This window comes from Amorphoplanes friuliensis DSM 7358, from assembly GCF_000494755.1.
GTDB classification, from domain to species: domain Bacteria; phylum Actinomycetota; class Actinomycetes; order Mycobacteriales; family Micromonosporaceae; genus Actinoplanes; species Actinoplanes friuliensis.
In genome coordinates, this window is record NC_022657.1 from 4,380,180 (window position 1) to 4,396,064 (window position 15,885).

Sequence of the window (15,885 nt, forward strand, 5' to 3'; positions counted from 1 at the left end):
GTCAGATGTTGTGCCGGGCGTGGACGGGACCCCGCAGGCCGAGCATCGCCTCGGTCATCCGGACCGCGTCCACGGCCGCTGCGACGTCGTGCACGCGGACGATGCGGGCGCCCTGAAGCACGCAGAAGACGACGGCCGCGACCGTTCCCACCAGGCGTTCCTGCTGGGGGCGGTCGAGCGTCTCGCCGATGAAGTCCTTGTTGCTGAGCGCGGCCAGCGTCGGATAGCCGATCGCGGTGATCTCCCGCAGCCGGCGGGTGAGCTCGAGCGAGTGGTACGTGTTCTTGTTCAGGTCGTGACCCGGATCGATGATGATCTGGTCGGGGCGCACACCGCGGGCCAGGGCGAGCTCGACCCGCTGCCGCAGGAACGCACCCACCTCGGCGGTCACGTCGTCGTAGCGGGGGCTCGGGTGCAGGGTGCGCGGGGCGGCCAGGCTGTGGGTGATGACCAGGGACGCGTCCGTGCCGGCCACGACGTCGGCCATCTCCGGATCGCGCAGCCCCGAGGTGTCGTTCACGACGCCCGCACCGGCCTTGATGACCTCGCGGGCCACCTCCGGGCGGTAGGTGTCGACGGAGACGACCGCCAGATCCCGGGCCGCCTCGACGACAGGTAGGACCCGGTCGAGTTCCTCGGCGGGGGAGACGTCGGGGCCGGGAGCGAAGGGCACACCGCCGATGTCGATCCAGTCGGCGCCCGCGTCAGCCGCCGCCCGGACCGCGTCGAGGGCCTTGGTCAGCGCAAAAGTACGGCCTTTGTCATGGAACGAGTCGGGCGTACGGTTCACGATCGCCATCACCGCGACCCGGCGCGAGAAGTCGTACGCCCGGCCGCCGATGACCCGGTCAGCGCTGATCAGCGGGGGTGCGTAGTCGCTCACAGCGGGAGAGTAACCCGGCGGCGAGGATCCCCTTAATTCGGGCTCCCGCCGATGATCGGCTCTGCTCTATGGTGCAAGGCGTGACGGAAGCAGGACAGCCGGTTGCGGACGTGCGTGGCCCGTTGCCGTACCTGTGGTGGCTCGTCCGGCGCCAGAAGCTCCGCATCGCCACCGGAGCGCTGCTCGGTTCGCTGTGGATGGTCGGGCTGACACTGCCGCCGTACCTGCTCTCGCAGGCCATCGACCGCGGGCTGCAACGGCGTGATCCGGTCGCGCTGACCGCCTGGGTCGCGGTGCTTTTCGCCGTCGGCGCGATCAACGCCGTGCTGGCCATCCTGCGGCACCGCACCATGACGAAGATCCGCCTGGACGGTGGTTTCCGGACCGTGCGCGCCGTCATCGCGCACGCCACGCGGCTCGGCGCCGCCCTGCCGCGGCGGATCGGCGCCGGCGAGATCGTCACCATCGGCATCGCCGACGTGTGGGTGCTGGCCCAGGCCCTGACGGTCACCGGGCCGGGGTTCGGGGCGGCCGTGGCGTACGTCGTGGTGGCGGTCCTGCTGCTGGAGATCTCGCCGCTGCTGGCCGTGGTGGTGCTGGCCGGTGTGCCGGTGCTGGCGATCGTCGTCGGGCCGATGCTGGGCCGTCTGCAACGTGCCGGTGCGCGTTACCGGGAGCGCCAGGGCGCGCTGGCCGACCGGCTCGTCGACATCATCGGCGGCCTGCGCATCCTCAACGGCCTCGGCGGCAAGGACGCGTACGCCCACCGCTACCGGCGTGACTCGCAGCGGGTCGCCGAGGAGGGGTACCGGGTCGGCGCGGTGACGAGCTGGATCCAGGCGCTCGGGGTGGGGTTGCCCGCGCTGTTCCTGGCGGTGGTCATCTGGCTGGCCGCCCGGATGGCGGCGCAGGGTGACATCACGGTCGGCGAACTGGTCGCGGTGTGGGGGTACGCGGCCGTCCTCGTCGTCCCGGTGGCGTTTTTCATCGAGGGTGGGTTCGATGTCAGCCGGGCGCTGATCGCCGGACGACGGGTCGTCGATTTTCTGCGCCTGCCGGTCGATCCGCGGCCGAGCGGGCAGGGACCGGACGCCCCGGCCGTGCTGCGCGATCCCGAGTCGGGTGTTGTTGTCATCCCCGGCCGGCTCACCGCGCTGGCCACGGCCCGGCCCGCCGACGCGGTCGCGGTGGTCGACCGGCTCGGCCGGTACGGCCCGACCGCGGCCGTCTGGGGTGGTGCCCGCCTCGAAGGCCTCGCGGTCCGCGACCGGATCCTGGTCGCCGACAACGAGGCCTACCTGTTCACCGGCGCGCTCGGCGAGGTTGTCGCCGGGCGTTCCGAGCCGGACGACGAGGCGGTGGCGCGCGCGCTGACCGCGGCCTCGGCGGACGACATCGTGGACGGTCTGCCGGACGGCACCGCGTCGCTGGTCGACACCCACGGCCGTAACCTCTCCGGTGGCCAGCGCCAGCGGATCCGCCTCGCCCGCGCCCTGTACGCCGACCCGGAGATCCTGCTGGCCGTCGAGCCGACCTCCGCGGTGGACGCGCACACCGAGGCGGCCATCGCCGAACGTCTCCCCGCCGCCCGCGCGGGCCGCGCCACCCTGGTCGCGACGACGTCACCGGCGCTGCTGGACCGCGCCGACGTCGTGCACTATCTCGTCGGCGGGCGGCTCGCGGCCACCGGTACGCACCGGGCGCTGCTGGACACCGAGCCCGGTTACCGGGCGCTGGTCACCCGGGCCGCCGGTGAGCCCGCGACGACGGAGTCCGTGGGATGACCGCCCTGCCGATCGCCGGGCGGGCCCACGTCCGCCGGGCCGCGGGCCGCCTGATCGCCGACGACCGCCGGGCGGTGGTGCTGATGGTGCTGCTGAACGCGCTCGCGGCCGTCGCCGGGCTGGCCGGGCCGTGGCTGCTCGGCCGGATCATCGACACGGTGACCGGCGGCCGGGCCTCGGTCACGGCCGTCGACCAGCTCGCCCTCGCCATCCTGCTCTGCACGGTCGCGCAGATCGTCCTGGCGCGTTCGGCGCTGGCGGTCGGCTACCGCTTCGGCGAGCGGACGGCCGCCCGGGTCCGCGAACGATTTCTCGACCGGGCGCTGGCCCTGCCCGCGGCGGTGATCGAGCGCGTGCCGGCCGGTGACCTGACCGCGCGCGGCACCGGTGACGTCGGCGCGGTGGCCTCCACGATGCGCGACGCGATCCCCGAGGTGCTGATCGCGGCCGTCCAGGCGCTGTTCGTGCTCGTGGCCGTGTTTCTGCTCGACCCGTTGCTCGGTGGTGTCGCCCTGCTCGGGCTGTCGGCCATCCCGGTGGCCACCCGGTGGTACCTGCGCCGGGCCCGGACGGCGTACCTGGCCGAGGGTGCCGCCGGTTCGGTGCTGGCCGACGAGCTGGCCTCGACGATCGCCGGGACCCGGACGGTCGAGGCGCTCGGCCTGCAGAAGCGGCGGCTGCTGGTCGCCGACGCGGCGATCGCGCAGGCCCGGCGTACGCGGCTGCGGACCCTCTTCCTGCGCAGCGTGCTGTTCCCCGTGGTGGACGTGTCCTACGTGGTGCCGGTGGTCGCGGTGCTGCTGGTCGGTGGTGGGCTCTACATCAACGGGTCGTTGACGCTGGGCGCCGTCGCGGCCTGCGCGCTCTACCTCCGGCAGCTGGCCGTGCCGCTGGACGCGATCCTGATCTGGCTGGAGCAGCTCCAGAGCAGCGGCGCCTCGTTCGCCCGTGTCGAAGGGCTGGCCGCGATCCCGCGGGCCGTCGTGACCGAACGGACGCCGCCCGCCGACGACCGCATCGAGGTCCGCGGTGTCCGGTACGCCTACGAGGGCGACCGCGACGTGCTGCACGGCGTCGACCTGACCGTGCGGCCGGGGGAGCGTCTCGCCCTGGTCGGGCCGTCGGGGGCGGGCAAGTCGACCCTCGGGCGGCTGCTCGCCGGGGTCGACCGTCCGCGCGCCGGCACCCTGACCGTCGGCGGTGTGGCGATCGCCGGTCTGCCACCGGACCTGCTGCGCCGGCAGGTCGTGCTGGTCACCCAGGAGCATCACGTGTTCCGGGACGCGGTCCGCGACAACCTGACCCTGGCGGCGCCGGACGCGAGTGACGACGACCTGCGCGCGGCGCTGGCCGTGGTCGGCGCCGACTGGGCCGACGAGCTCCCCGACGGCCTCGACACCCCGCTCGGCGGTGCGGGACTGACCCTCAACGGCGCGCAGGCCCAGCAGCTGGCGCTGGCCCGGGTCGTCCTCGCCGACCCGCACACCGTCGTGCTCGACGAGGCCACCGCGCTGCTCGATCCGACGACCGCCCGCGCCGCCGAACGGTCGCTGGCGGCGGTGCTGCACGACCGTACGGTGATCGCGATCGCGCACCGGCTCCAGACCGCCCACGACGCCGACCGGGTCGCGGTCATGGCCGCGGGTCGCCTGGTGGAGCTGGGAACCCACGACGAGCTGGTCGCCGCGGGCGGGACGTACGCCGACCTGTGGCGAACCTGGCACGGGTGAGGGCCAGACCGGCCAGCACGGCGACCAGGGTGCAGACGCCGAGCCAGCCGAAGTGCGCGTACGCCCGCAGCCCGAGCCAGGACCCCGCGGCCCCGCCGGTGTACGCGCACGTCATGTAGGCGGTGTTGAGGCGGCTGCGGATCTCGGCGGGCAGCCGGAAGATGCGGACCTGGTTGGCGACCATCCCGCACTGCATGAACACGTCGAGCAGCAGCGTGCCCGCGATCAGGAACCCGAGGCCCGGCACGGCGAGGACCACCGCCGCGACGATCACACCGCCGAGGCAGACGAGGTTGACCGCGTTGCTGCCGTGCCGGTCGACCAGCCGACCGGCGACCGGTGTGCAGAGCATGGTGGCGGCGTTGACCAGGGCCAGCAGACCGACCGCGCGGGCGTCCAGACCGTACGCGGGTCCGGTCAGCAGCAGGGCGACGCTGGTCCACACGGCCGAGAAGCCGGCGAAGACGGTCGCCTGGAAGACGCAGGACCGGCGCAGCTCGGGCTCGGTCCGCAGCAGCCGCAGCGGCTCGGCGAGCAGCGCCGGATACCGCAGCCGCACGACCGGTTGCCGCGTGGCCGGCAGGGTCCGGGCGAGCAGCACCGCCATCAGCAGGGCCAGCAGGCCCGCACCGAGATAGGGCACCCGCCACCCGAACCATTCACCGAGGTACCCGCTGAACGTCCGCGACAGCAGCATGCCCGCGGTGGACCCGCTCAGCAGAATCCCGCTGGTCACCCCCTGCCGTCCGGGTGGCACCAGACCGGCCGCCATCGGCCCGATCACCGGCGCCGCCACGGTGCACACCCCGACGACCACACTGGCGGCGACCAGTGGCAGGAGAGCGGGCATCAAACTCGCGGCCAGCAGGGCCGTGCCCGTGAGGGCGAAGAGCGTGACGATCAGCGGGCGATGCCGGAACCGGTCACCGAGGGGCACGATCAGGAACAACCCCGCCGTGTACCCGGCCTGCACGGCGGTCACCACGGCTGCTGCCGCGGCCGGGTCGACGTGCAGGCCGGCGGCGATCGACGGGCTGTCGGCCTGCGGGAAGTAGACGTTGCCCACCGCGATTCCACAGGCGAGCGCCAGCAGGAAGGTCATACCCCGAGTGGATCGGGATCCGCGGCCGGGCGACAGCGATATATCCGCCCGGCGAGGCTCAGACCGCGACCACCGGGTGGCGGACGACGGCGTCGAAGAGGTAGCCGAGGTCGTTGTGGACGGCCACGTCCGGCTGGGTGTTGCCGCGGACGTCGGTGGCCCGGGCGAGGAGTTCGTGGGCACCGGCGGCCGGCTTCCAGTCGATCTCCCAGCGCTGCCAGGCCGCGCCCTCGCTGCCGCCGACCCGCCGGGCCCGGCGCCAGCGGGTGCCGCCGTCGGTGCTGACGTCGACGTGCCGGATCGCGCCCGCCGCCGACCAGGACCGGCCGCGCAGCCGGGTCGTTCGCCCGGCGGGCACCTCCGCACCCGGGTCGAGCTCGAATGCACTCTTGATCACCTGGCGGTCGAACGGCCGGCCCTCGGCCGGGAAGCCCGCGCCGAAGAGCCGGTAGAACTGGGTGTTCCACGGGGAGAAGAGCGGCTGGTCGGACACCTCGAGGCTGCCCAGCCACTTGATCGAGGCGATGCCGATCCAGTGCGGCACGATCAGCCGCACGGGCCGGCCGTGGTCGCTCGGGAGCGGTTCGCCGTTCATCTCGTACGCGACCAGCACGTCGTGCAGCGCCTTGCGCAGGGGCAGCGGGCGCCGGACCGGTCCGAGGTCGACACCGCCGGTGACGTAACTCGGGTCGAGCCCGGCCGGCAGGACGTCGACGGCATTGCGGCCGAGCCCGGCGTGCCGCAGCACCGTGGACAGCCGGACACCCCGCCAGCGGGCGACACCGATCCCGCCGAGCTTCCAGGCGGTGCCGGACACCGTCTGTCCCTGCTGGGTGGTGAAGTAACTGCGGCCGTTGCCCGCGCACTCCACGGCGGACGTGATCGTCTCGGCGGGCAGCCGGCGCAGGTCGTCGTACGAGAACTCGGCCGGGCCGTGCCGCAGACCGGCGCCGGTGACCCGCAGCCGCCAGTCCGCGGGCTCGATGATCGGGGTGCTGGTGTGGTTGCGGACGAAGAACCGGTCGATCGGGACCAGGTAATCCTGGTCCGCGAGGGCGGACCAGCGCATCTCGGCGTTGGTGCCGAGCACGGTGAACCACTCGGGCGGCAGCGGTTTCACGATCGGTCCGGCGGCAGCGGCGGCGGGTGATCCGGTGGCGGCCAGGCCGGCCATCCCGGCGCCCGCCGCGGCGGTCAGTCTGAGCAGGTCACGGCGGGAGAAACCGGCCGCCTCACCGGCGAGCCACTGCCGCAGGCGCAGCCGGTCGTAAACGCCTTCGTCCAGCATGTCATCCATGGCTCGGCATCCTAATCCCATAGGTGGGATAGGAAAATAGCAGACCCTTCTGCGTTCCCGGGGAAAGCGGATCTATGCAGGAAAAACTCAAATTATTTGTCTGGTGGCAACGATGTGTGTCCTGCCCCTGGCGCGGGTAGCGAAAGGGCGAGCAACAAACGGACGAACCACGATGGAGGACAGTCATGAGTGACCCGTCAGCGGGCGCCCGCGCACCGGACACCTACCCGCCCGCCACGTACGCCGAGACCTACCCGGCGACGACGCCCGCCGAGACCTACCCGGCCACCACGACCGGCACGACGTCCGGTGGCGACGACTCCGCGGTGAAGCAGGCCGCCGGTCAGGCGAAGCAGGCCGCCGGTCAGAGCGCGCAGGCCGCCGGCCAGGCGGCGAGCGAGGTCAAGGACACGGCCAAGGAGCAGGTGCAGCGGGTCGGCGCCGAGGCGAAGAACCAGGCTCGCAGTGTTGCGTCCGACGTCAAGGACCGGGTCGGCAGCCAGGCCCGGACGCAGAACGACAAGCTGGTCGGTGGCATCCGTCAGGTGGCCGACCAGCTCGACGAGATGCGCGGCGACCGGCAGGACTCGCCCGCCGCGACCGTGGTGTCGCGGGTGGCCGAGGGCGGCCGCCAGATGGCCGACTACCTGGACCGCAACGGTCCGGAAGGTGTGCTGCGCGAGGTGCAGGACTTCGCCCGCCGGCGCCCCGGGGCGTTCCTGGCGACGGCGCTGGCCGCGGGCTTCGTGGTCGGCCGTCTCGGCAAGGGCGTCATGAAGGCCGACGACAGCTCGTCCACGGGCACCTCGGCCAAGCCGTCCAGCGACTCCTTCGTCTCCACTCCGGAGACCTACGGCACGGGCGGCACCGGCACGGTCGGCGCCTACGGCACGGGTGGTACCGCCGCCGGCGGCTACGCCGACCCGGTTCCGACCGGCACCCCGTACACGGCGACCACCGAGTACGCCGCCACCGGCACGGGCACGCCGCTCGTGGTGGAGGAGGAGTTCGTCGTCGACCCGGCGCGTGACTACCCGGGCGGCACACGATGACCGCGCCGTACCCCACGGACCACTCCCGGGACCGCTCCGAGGACGTGGCCGAGACCTCGGTCGGCGATCTGATCGGCAACATCAGCAACGACCTGTCGCAGCTCTTCCGCCAGGAGGTCGAGCTGGCCAAGGTCGAGCTGAAGCAGGAGGCCGGTAAGGCGGGCAAGGCCGCGGGCATGCTCGGCGTCGCCGGGTTCGCCGGTTACCTGGCCGTCGTGCTGCTCAGTTTTGCCGTCGTCTTCGGTCTCAGCAACGTGATGGACCCGGGCTGGGCCGCGCTGATCGTCGCCGCCGTCTGGGGCATCGCCGGCGCGGTGCTCTACGCGAACGGCCGCAAGCAGCTCAAGACCGTGGATCCGATGCCGCGGCGCACCGTCGACACCCTCAAGGAGGACGCGCAATGGCTGAAGAACCCGACCGGCTGAGGCAGGACATCGAGAACACGCGGGCATCGCTGACGCGTGACGTCGACCTGCTCGCGGAGAAGACAAGCCCGGCCAAGGTCGCTCAGCGACGCTGGACGTCGGTGAAGGAGAAGGTCATGGGTACCTCGGAGCACGCCCGGCACTCGGCCGGAGGCGCCGCGAGCACGGTGCAGGACAAGGCGTCCTCCGCCGCCGGTGCGGTGCAGGACAAGGCCTCGCAGCTCAGTGACAAGGCGGGGGAGAAGGCGCACGACGCCGCCGACGCCGTGAAGTCGGCGCCGCAGGCCGTGGCCGAGCGGACGCAGGGCAACCCGCTCGCCGTGGGCATCATCGCCTTCGGTGTCGGTCTGCTCGCCTCCACGCTCCTTCCCGTCACCGAGGCGGAGAAGCGGGCCGGGGAGCAGATCAAGGAACGCAGCGGCGACCTGACCGACAAGGCCAAGGAAGTGGCGTCCGAGTTCAAGGACGACCTGTCCGGCACGGTGCAACAGGCGGTCAGCGAGGTCAAGGACACCGCGACCGACGCCGCCCAGACCACCAAGCAGCAGGCACAGTCCTCCGCACAGGACGTGACGCAGCAGAGCAAGCAGGCGGTCAGCGAAGCACGCTCCTGACCCGTGGGAAGGGCCCGGCCGGCGTTTCATGCACCTCCGGCCGGGCACACCCCGGTGACACGAGCGAGGGGATGATCATGAAGTTCGGGTACAAACTGGCCGCCGAGGGTTTCGGGCCCAAGGAGCTGATCCGCCAGGCCGTCCGCGCCGAGGAGGCCGGCTTCGACTTCGTCGAGATCAGCGATCACTACCACCCGTGGCTCGACGTGCAGGGGCACTCGCCGTTCGCCTGGGCGGTGCTCGGCGCGATCGCGGCCCGCACCCAGCGCCTCGGCCTCGCCACCGGCGTGACCTGCCCGACCGTGCGGTACCACCCGGCGATCATCGCTCAGGCGGCCGCCACCCTGGCCATCGTCTCGGACGACCGGTTCACGCTCGGCGTCGGTGCGGGCGAGCGGCTCAACGAGCACGTCGTCGGCCAGGGTTTCCCCAGCGTGCGCGGACGCCACGAGCGTCTGAAGGAGGCGCTGGAGATCATCAAGCTGCTGTGGCAGGGCGGCTACCAGTCGTACGAGGGCAAGCACCTGCAGCTGGAGGACGCCCGCGTCTTCGACCTGCCGGACAAGCTCCCGGTCATCGCCGTGGCAGCGGGTGGCAAGAACGCGGCGACCATGGCGGCCGAGCTCGGGGACGGGCTGTTCGCCACCGAACCCCGGAGCGACCTCGTCGAGACGTACCAGGGTGCGGGTGGTTCCGGTCCCCGCTACGCCGAGGTGCCGATGGCCTGGGCGCGTACCGAGGAGGACGGGGTGCAGGAAGCCCTCAAGACCACCCGGTGGGCCGTGACCGGATGGAAGGTCATGAGCGAACTGCCGAACCCGGTGAATTTCGACGCGGCGTCGCAGACGGTCCGCGCCGAGGACATCCGCGAGAAGTTCGCGACCGGCCCGGACCCGGAGCCGTACGTGGAAGCGGTGCGGAAGTACACCGACGCGGGCTTCGACCACATCGTTCTGCAGAACGCCGGGCCCGACCCGGACGGCTTTCTTGATTTCTTCCATAAGGAATTGCACGATCGGCTCCGGTAGCGAGCGGGCGGGGCGCCGGGCTGTCACTATGCGTTCATGGCCCGAACACTCGGCGACCACCTGGCTGCGGTGCAGCTGTTGCGGTTGTGCGCCCACTTCGGACCGGCCGAGCTCAACCTCGGTCTGCTGCTGTCCGATGGGGAGCTGTTCGAGGAGCTGATGCCGGATCTGACCGAGGCGGCCCGGGACCCCGTACGCCGGGAGACGATGATCGCAGGACTCGCGGCCGGCTGGCGCGGCAGCGGGGACCGGGTCCGTCTCGATCCGGCGGCGGCCCGGGCGGCCCTGGAGGATCTGCAGCGGCCGGGGCGGATGGGCTGGTGGTGGGCGCGGTCCGCGGTGCAACTGCTGGACCGGCTGTTCCCGGCCTCGTTCGACACGCCGCACGACCGTGAGGTCTGCGCGGATCTGGCACCGCACATCCACCAGGCGGTGGATCGGGCGCCCGGCTGCCCCAGCAACGCGTCGCTGCTGATCAAGTACGGCTACTACCTGGAACGCTCCGGCGAGTTCATCGCGTGCCAGGAGAACCAGCTGCGCGCCGTACCGGTCGTCGCGGCGACCTACGGGCCGGGTGATCCGAGCCTGGCCGGTGTCCTGTTCGTGCTGGGCTGCTGTCAGCTGGCCCTGGACGACTGGCGGGGCGCCCGGAACAACCTCGCCCACGCGGCGCAGATTTACCACGGCGCCCACGGCCCGGACTCGCTGCAGGTCGCCGAGACGTTGTACCTGCTCGGCGCCGCCCAGTTGGGTCTGGGGGACCGCGACGCCTCCCGCTTCAGCTGTGTGGAGGCGCTGCGCATCTTCGAGACCTTCGCGGCGCCGGACGACCCGCGGACGGAGATCGTCCGCGACGCCCTGCGACCGGTGCAGCGCCGGTGGCGGATGTTCCGCTGAGGCGTTTCCGGCGTCGCCGGCCGGGCATCTCCGAAGCATGCCTGCCCGCGAAAATCTGCCCAGCACGATCGCCCGCTCGCCGCAGAAGGCCCAGGACACGTACGCGGAGACCCTGGACAGCGCGATCGCCCAGTACGGCGACGGTGAGCGCGCGCACCGGACCGCCCTCGCGTCCCTGAAGCACTCGTTCGAGAAGGTCGGCGACCACTGGGAGCCCAAGGAGCAGCGCGGTCCCAGCGACGAACAGGCCGAACGCGGTGCCGCGGACACCGCGCTGCCGACGGCCGGTGGTGTCGACGCCAACGCGAGCAAGCAGCACCTGCTGGAGGTGGCCAAGCGCCTCGACGTGCGCGGCCGGTCCCGGATGACCAAGGACGAGTTGGTCGAGGCCATCGGCAAGGCGAACGACGCGGAAAGCCGGCGCACGCTGAAGGCCGAGCGCGAGGAGTGACCAGATCTGGGATATCGTCTCGTTTATGAGAGACGCTCTGGATGCGCGATTGGCCGCCCGCGTCGCCGAGTTGCGAGTCGTGCGCGGCTGGTCCCTGGACGACCTGGCCGGGCACACCGGCGTCAGCCGCTCGACGCTGTCGCGTCTCGAGCGCGCCGAGATCAGCCCGACCGCGTCCCTGCTCGGCAAGCTCTGCACCGCGTACGGGTGGACGATGTCCCGCCTGCTCGCCGAGGTCGAGACGGAGCCTCCGGCCGTTGTCCGCGTCGCCGACCAGCAGATCTGGCGTGACGAGGCGTCCGGCTTCACACGCCGTTCGGTCTCGCCGCCGCACCCCGGGCTGCGGGCCGAGCTGATCGAGGGCGAGCTGGCACCGGGCGCCGACATCACCTACGAGCGCCCACCGGTGACCGGCATGGAGCAGCACGTCTGGGTGCTCGGCGGACGCCTGGAGTTCACCGACAACGGCACGGTCCACGTCCTGGAGACCGGCGACTGCCTGCGGTTCCGGCTCTGGGGTGGCACGCGCCTGCGTAATCCGGGTGACGAACCGGCCCGGTACGCCATCGTGGTGGTGCTGCCATGACGATCACCCGGCTCGACGCCGAGGGCTTCGCCGCGGCTGTCCCGGTGCTCGCGGATCTGCTGGTCGACGCGGTGGCCGGCGGCGCCTCGGTCGGCTTCCTCGAGGGTTTCGACCGGGACGCGGCCATCGTCTGGTGGCGTGACCGGGCCGCGGCGGTCGCCGGCGGCAGCCTGGTGGTCTGGACCGCTGCGGGTCCGTCCGGCGTCTGCGGCACGATCAGTCTGGCGTACGCGGAGAAGCCCAACGCCCGCCACCGTGCCGAGATCGTGAAGCTGGCCGTGCACCGCGAAGCGCGGGGGCGCGGCCTCGGCCGGCAGCTCCTGGCCGCGGCGGAGCGGGCCGCCGCCGACTCCGGCCGCACCCTGCTGTTGCTGGACACGGAGACCGCCAGCGCCGCGGAACGCCTGTACGAGAGCGCCGGCTGGACCCGCTACGGCATCGTCCCGGACTACGCGGCCGGGCCGGACGGTGTGCTCGCGGACTGCAGCTTCTACTACAAAAACCTGGTCTGAGCGGACGCCCCTGCCGATGGAAAGGTGGTCACCTTTTCGGGCGAGAGCGGGGAGTCGGCGGGACATGGGCGTGCAGTCACCACCGTGGCGCGGCCGTCGGCTGTCGTCACCCGCTGCCTTCGCCCTGGTGGTCGTCGTGCTCGCCGGTCAGGTCGTGGCGGCGTTCGACGGTGAGCTGAGGAAGTACATCCTCGGGCTGTCGGTGCTGCTCCTGGACGCCCTGGGGGTGGTCGTCAGCCTCCGCGCCGGTCGCCGGGGCAACACCGTCGCCTGGCAGATCGTCAGCGCCGGCCGGCTCTTCTCCCTGATCGGCGTCGTCACTCTGGCCGCCTCGGTGGCCACCCTGAGCCATGGCTGGTGGTGGATCGGCGTCGTCAGCCGCCTGCTGATGTTCGTGCTGCTCGCCGCGGCTGCGCTCGTCGCGCCGGCGCAGCGGCTCTCCGGCCGCCAGCGGTACGCGTTCGCCGCCGAGGCCGTCACCGTGCTGGGCGCCGGCTTCATGGTGGTCTGGTACTTCGTCATCAACCCGGCCATCGACGGCCACCCCCCGCAGGACCTTTGGGTGGCCGAGATCGGCTATCCGATCGGTGATCTCCTCCTGCTCACCGGCGCGGCCGTCGTGGTCCTCCGCGGCACGATCAGCCGCCTGTCGAGCCCGCTCACCATGTACGTCGGTGGCCTGGTGTGTTATCTCGTCGGTGACGCCATGTGGTCCGCGCTGGGGGTCCACGGCGTGGAGGCGTCCGAATCGCCGTTCGCCGGGTTCTTCCTGGTGATCGCCTCCCTGCTGATCACCCTCTCGGCGATGCTGTACCAGCCGATGGCTCCCACGCGCTCGCGGAGCCGGACGGCGCGGGCGTCGGCCTGGTCGACACACCTGCCGACGTTCGCGGTGGCTGTCGGAGGTCTGCTTCTGCTGGTCGTCACCGTGCGCGAGAACGACATGCTGCCCTGGGGCGGTCTGGTCCTCGGCCTGATCGTGATGGCGAGTGCGATGGCCGCCCGGCAGATGTTCTCCCTGCGGGACACCCGGGACCTGGTCGTCTCGGACCTGCTGACCGGGCTGGCGAACCGCACCGGGCTGGACAATGCGATCACCCGGGCGGTCAAGCGCCGGGAGCACGTCGCGGTCCTGCTCATCGACCTCGACGGCTTCAAGCTGGTCAACGACGCGTACGGGCACGCCGCCGGTGACACGGTGCTGGTCGAGTTCGCCCACCATCTGCGGTCGACGGTGCGGACGAGTGACGTGCCGGCCCGGATCGGTGGTGACGAGTTCGCGGTGCTGCTGACCGAGATCGTCACGCCGGAGCACGCGACCGCTGCCGCCCAGCGGATCCTGGCCGCGGTGGCGGCGAACCCGGTGCGCCTCGGTGAGGACGTTCTGCCGATCCGGGCGAGCATCGGTGTGGCGATCGGGACGGGGGAGGACTCGACCAAGGACCTGCTGCGCCGCGCCGACGTGGCGATGTACCAGGCGAAGCGGGCCGGGACCCACGCCTGGGTCCTGCACGATCCGTCGATGATCGACCGGCGCGCCGAGGATGCCGCCCTCTCCGACGATCTGGCCGCCGCGCTGGACCGCGGTGAGCTGAACGTGCTGTTCCAGCCGATGGTGGACCTGGTCAGCGGCCGGCCGATCGGCGCGGAGGCCCTGGTCCGGTGGCAGCACCCGACCCGCGGTGTGGTGTCGCCGGTGCGGTTCATCCCCATCGCCGAACGCTCCGGGATCATCACCGAGATCGGGCTGTTCGTGCTGGAGCAGGCGCTGCTGCAGTTGAAGGCGTGGCGGCAGCCGCTCTACATCAGCGTCAACCTCTCACCGCGGCAGCTGAGCGAGCCGACGATCGTGCACGACATTCTTGCGGTGCTGGGCCGTACCGGAATGCCGCCCGAGTCGTTGGTCCTGGAGGTGACGGAGTCGGCGATCGTGGACGAGAACACGGGCATCGCTGCCCTGCGGGCGTTGCGGGAGCACGGCATCCGGGTCGCCATCGACGACTTCGGGACCGGGTACAGCTCGCTGCAATACCTGACGCGTCTGCCCGTCGACATCCTCAAGATCGACCGCAGCTTTGTCGGCGAGCTCAACGGCACCCCGGCGGGGTCGGCGATCACCGAGGCTGTCATCCGCCTGAGTCAGGTCCTGAATCTGACCACGGTGGCCGAGGGCATCGAGACAGCGGAGCAGGCCGCCGAACTGCTCACCCTGGGCTGCGACACCGGACAGGGCTACCTGTACGCCCGGCCGCTGCCCGGACCCGACCTCGACGACCTCATGACCGCCGTCCGAGCGGACGCCTGACCGCATGGGAACGCCGCACCTGCTGCTCGACTTCGGCGAGGTCATCAGCGTCGCCCAGCCCGCGGCGGACGTCTCGGCCCTCGCCGCCCTGGCGGGACTGCCGGTGGACGCGTTCTCCCGGCTCTACTGGGCGCACCGGCCTGCGTACGACGCCGGAGGCACCGCCCGCGACTACTGGACGGCGATCATGGGCGCCGCGCCCGGCGGCAGCCTGCTGCGCCGGCTCGTCGAGCTGGACGTGGCGAGCTGGCTGCACCTCAACCAGGAGACGCTGCGGCTGCTCGACACCGTCCACGCCGCCGGCACGCCCGTGTCGCTGCTCTCCAACGCACCCCACGACCTGGCCCGCGAGCTGGACCGGCACACTGGCCTGGCCGCCTTCGCGCACCGGATCTTCAGCGCCGACCTGGCCCTGGTCAAACCCGACGCCGGCATCTACAGCGCCGCTCTGGCGACCCTGGCCGCCGCCCCCGCCGACGTCGTTTTTGTCGACGACCGGCCGGTCAACATCGCCGCGGCCGAGGCCCACGGCATCCGCGGGATCGTCTTCACCGGCACACCCGGCTGCCTGAGCGAGATCACCGCCGCGCTCAGCGGCCCTTCAGACACACGAACGGTCCCCGGACCCCGGCACTGAAACGCTCGGCCGCGGCCAGCGCGGTCTTCACCCGGCGGCGCGGCGTCAGAGCCGTGCCGGCCGTCGCGTAGAGCGCGCCGAGCGCGATCTGATCGCCGCAGCCGACCGCCGCAAAACCGTCCGCGGCCTTGGCGACCTGATAGTCGTCGTAGACGGCGTAGAGCCTTCCCTTCACACCGACCAGGAACGTGCCGCCCTCCTCGCGGTCGTTTTCCTTCGCCGCCCAGCCGCCGGCCTTCAGGCACTCCCGCACGGCGTCGATGAACGTCGTCGCCATGAACGCGTCGAGCCCGCCGGTGGGCTTGGGCAGGGCCAAGGAGTAGCGGATCAGCTGGCCCATCCGGAACGACGTCGTGAAGCCGAACAGGTAGCGGTCCTTGCGAAAGACCTTCGTATCGGCGCGGACGGTCAGGCTCATGCCCGAGACCCCCGCGCTGTCGCCTCCGATGTAGACGGACCCCGACTGCGCCAGACCGACTATTGCCGTCATGGCACTCATCCTGCCACCGCGTGGTGGTTATTCGTGAGTGGGGAAATTGTCGCCGTCGCACAGCATGTGCGAATTCCGCCGCGGGTGGCGGC

Annotated in this window: 16 protein-coding genes; 12 read left to right on the forward strand and 4 right to left on the reverse strand. The window is 71.8% G+C overall.

Features of this window, described 5'->3' with window-relative positions; all coding sequences use genetic code 11:
- Window position 1: 1 nt before the first annotated feature.
- Window positions 2–883 (reverse strand): dihydropteroate synthase, encoded by an 882-nt coding sequence (gene folP / locus AFR_RS20210; protein WP_023362652.1) that lies wholly within the window; start codon window positions 881–883, stop codon window positions 2–4.
- A 164-nt stretch (window positions 884–1,047) separates the two neighbouring features.
- Between folP and AFR_RS20215 the strand changes: the two genes are divergently transcribed.
- Together AFR_RS20215 and AFR_RS20220 are read left to right on the forward strand one after the other, a co-directional pair.
- Window positions 1,048–2,667: an ABC transporter transmembrane domain-containing protein gene (locus AFR_RS20215; protein ID WP_202964068.1), complete on the forward strand. Its 1,620-nt coding sequence runs from the start codon at window positions 1,048–1,050 to the stop codon at window positions 2,665–2,667.
- Window positions 2,664–4,397 carry an ABC transporter ATP-binding protein gene (locus tag AFR_RS20220; RefSeq protein ID WP_023362654.1) on the forward strand — a complete coding sequence of 578 codons (1,734 nt, stop codon included), beginning with the start codon at window positions 2,664–2,666 and terminating at the stop codon, window positions 4,395–4,397. The genes AFR_RS20215 and AFR_RS20220 overlap by 4 nt, the downstream gene beginning before the upstream one ends.
- Here AFR_RS20220 and AFR_RS20225 read toward each other — a convergent pair.
- Window positions 4,300–5,499 carry an MFS transporter gene (locus AFR_RS20225; protein ID WP_023362655.1) on the reverse strand — a complete coding sequence of 400 codons (1,200 nt, stop codon included), beginning with the start codon at window positions 5,497–5,499 and terminating at the stop codon, window positions 4,300–4,302. The two genes, AFR_RS20220 and AFR_RS20225, sit on opposite strands and share 98 nt — an antisense overlap.
- A gap of 58 nt (window positions 5,500–5,557) precedes the next feature.
- On the reverse strand, window positions 5,558–6,796 hold the full coding sequence (locus AFR_RS20230) for a sulfite oxidase (protein ID WP_023362656.1): 1,239 nt from the start codon (window positions 6,794–6,796) through the stop codon (window positions 5,558–5,560).
- A 185-nt stretch (window positions 6,797–6,981) separates the two neighbouring features.
- On the opposite strand from AFR_RS20230, the gene AFR_RS20235 reads away from it, so the two are divergent.
- From AFR_RS20235 to AFR_RS20280, 10 genes are all read left to right on the forward strand, one after another.
- Window positions 6,982–7,848: a hypothetical protein gene (locus AFR_RS20235; protein WP_023362657.1), complete on the forward strand. Its 867-nt coding sequence runs from the start codon at window positions 6,982–6,984 to the stop codon at window positions 7,846–7,848.
- Window positions 7,845–8,273 carry a phage holin family protein gene (locus AFR_RS20240; protein ID WP_023362658.1) on the forward strand — a complete coding sequence of 143 codons (429 nt, stop codon included), beginning with the start codon at window positions 7,845–7,847 and terminating at the stop codon, window positions 8,271–8,273. The genes AFR_RS20235 and AFR_RS20240 overlap by 4 nt, the downstream gene beginning before the upstream one ends.
- Window positions 8,249–8,887, forward strand: a complete 639-nt coding sequence (locus AFR_RS20245) for a DUF3618 domain-containing protein (RefSeq protein WP_023362659.1) — start codon at window positions 8,249–8,251, stop codon at window positions 8,885–8,887. Before AFR_RS20240 ends, AFR_RS20245 begins: the two co-directional genes overlap by 25 nt.
- 77 nt (window positions 8,888–8,964) lie before the next feature.
- The gene (locus tag AFR_RS20250; RefSeq protein WP_041842458.1) at window positions 8,965–9,915 is read left to right on the forward strand and encodes a TIGR03557 family F420-dependent LLM class oxidoreductase; all 951 of its coding nucleotides are present in this window, start codon (window positions 8,965–8,967) and stop codon (window positions 9,913–9,915) included.
- A gap of 36 nt (window positions 9,916–9,951) precedes the next feature.
- Window positions 9,952–10,812 carry a tetratricopeptide repeat protein gene (locus AFR_RS20255; RefSeq protein ID WP_023362661.1) on the forward strand — a complete coding sequence of 287 codons (861 nt, stop codon included), beginning with the start codon at window positions 9,952–9,954 and terminating at the stop codon, window positions 10,810–10,812.
- Window positions 10,813–10,849: 37 nt separating this feature from the next.
- On the forward strand, window positions 10,850–11,263 hold the full coding sequence (locus AFR_RS20260) for a ChaB family protein (RefSeq protein ID WP_023362662.1): 414 nt from the start codon (window positions 10,850–10,852) through the stop codon (window positions 11,261–11,263).
- Between the two features lie 25 nt (window positions 11,264–11,288).
- The gene (locus tag AFR_RS20265) at window positions 11,289–11,849 is read left to right on the forward strand and encodes a helix-turn-helix domain-containing protein (RefSeq protein ID WP_041841007.1); all 561 of its coding nucleotides are present in this window, start codon (window positions 11,289–11,291) and stop codon (window positions 11,847–11,849) included.
- Window positions 11,846–12,361: a GNAT family N-acetyltransferase gene (locus AFR_RS20270; protein WP_023362664.1), complete on the forward strand. Its 516-nt coding sequence runs from the start codon at window positions 11,846–11,848 to the stop codon at window positions 12,359–12,361. Before AFR_RS20265 ends, AFR_RS20270 begins: the two co-directional genes overlap by 4 nt.
- 64 nt (window positions 12,362–12,425) lie before the next feature.
- Window positions 12,426–14,666 (forward strand): putative bifunctional diguanylate cyclase/phosphodiesterase, encoded by a 2,241-nt coding sequence (locus AFR_RS43745; protein WP_023362665.1) that lies wholly within the window; start codon window positions 12,426–12,428, stop codon window positions 14,664–14,666.
- Window positions 14,667–14,670: 4 nt separating this feature from the next.
- Complete coding sequence (locus AFR_RS20280; protein ID WP_023362666.1) at window positions 14,671–15,303, forward strand: HAD-IA family hydrolase; 633 nt, start codon at window positions 14,671–14,673, stop codon at window positions 15,301–15,303.
- Here the strand turns inward: AFR_RS20280 and AFR_RS20285 are convergent.
- The gene (locus AFR_RS20285) at window positions 15,257–15,793 is read right to left on the reverse strand and encodes a hypothetical protein (RefSeq protein ID WP_023362667.1); all 537 of its coding nucleotides are present in this window, start codon (window positions 15,791–15,793) and stop codon (window positions 15,257–15,259) included. The genes AFR_RS20280 and AFR_RS20285 overlap by 47 nt on opposite strands.
- Between the last annotated feature and the right edge of the window lie 92 nt (window positions 15,794–15,885).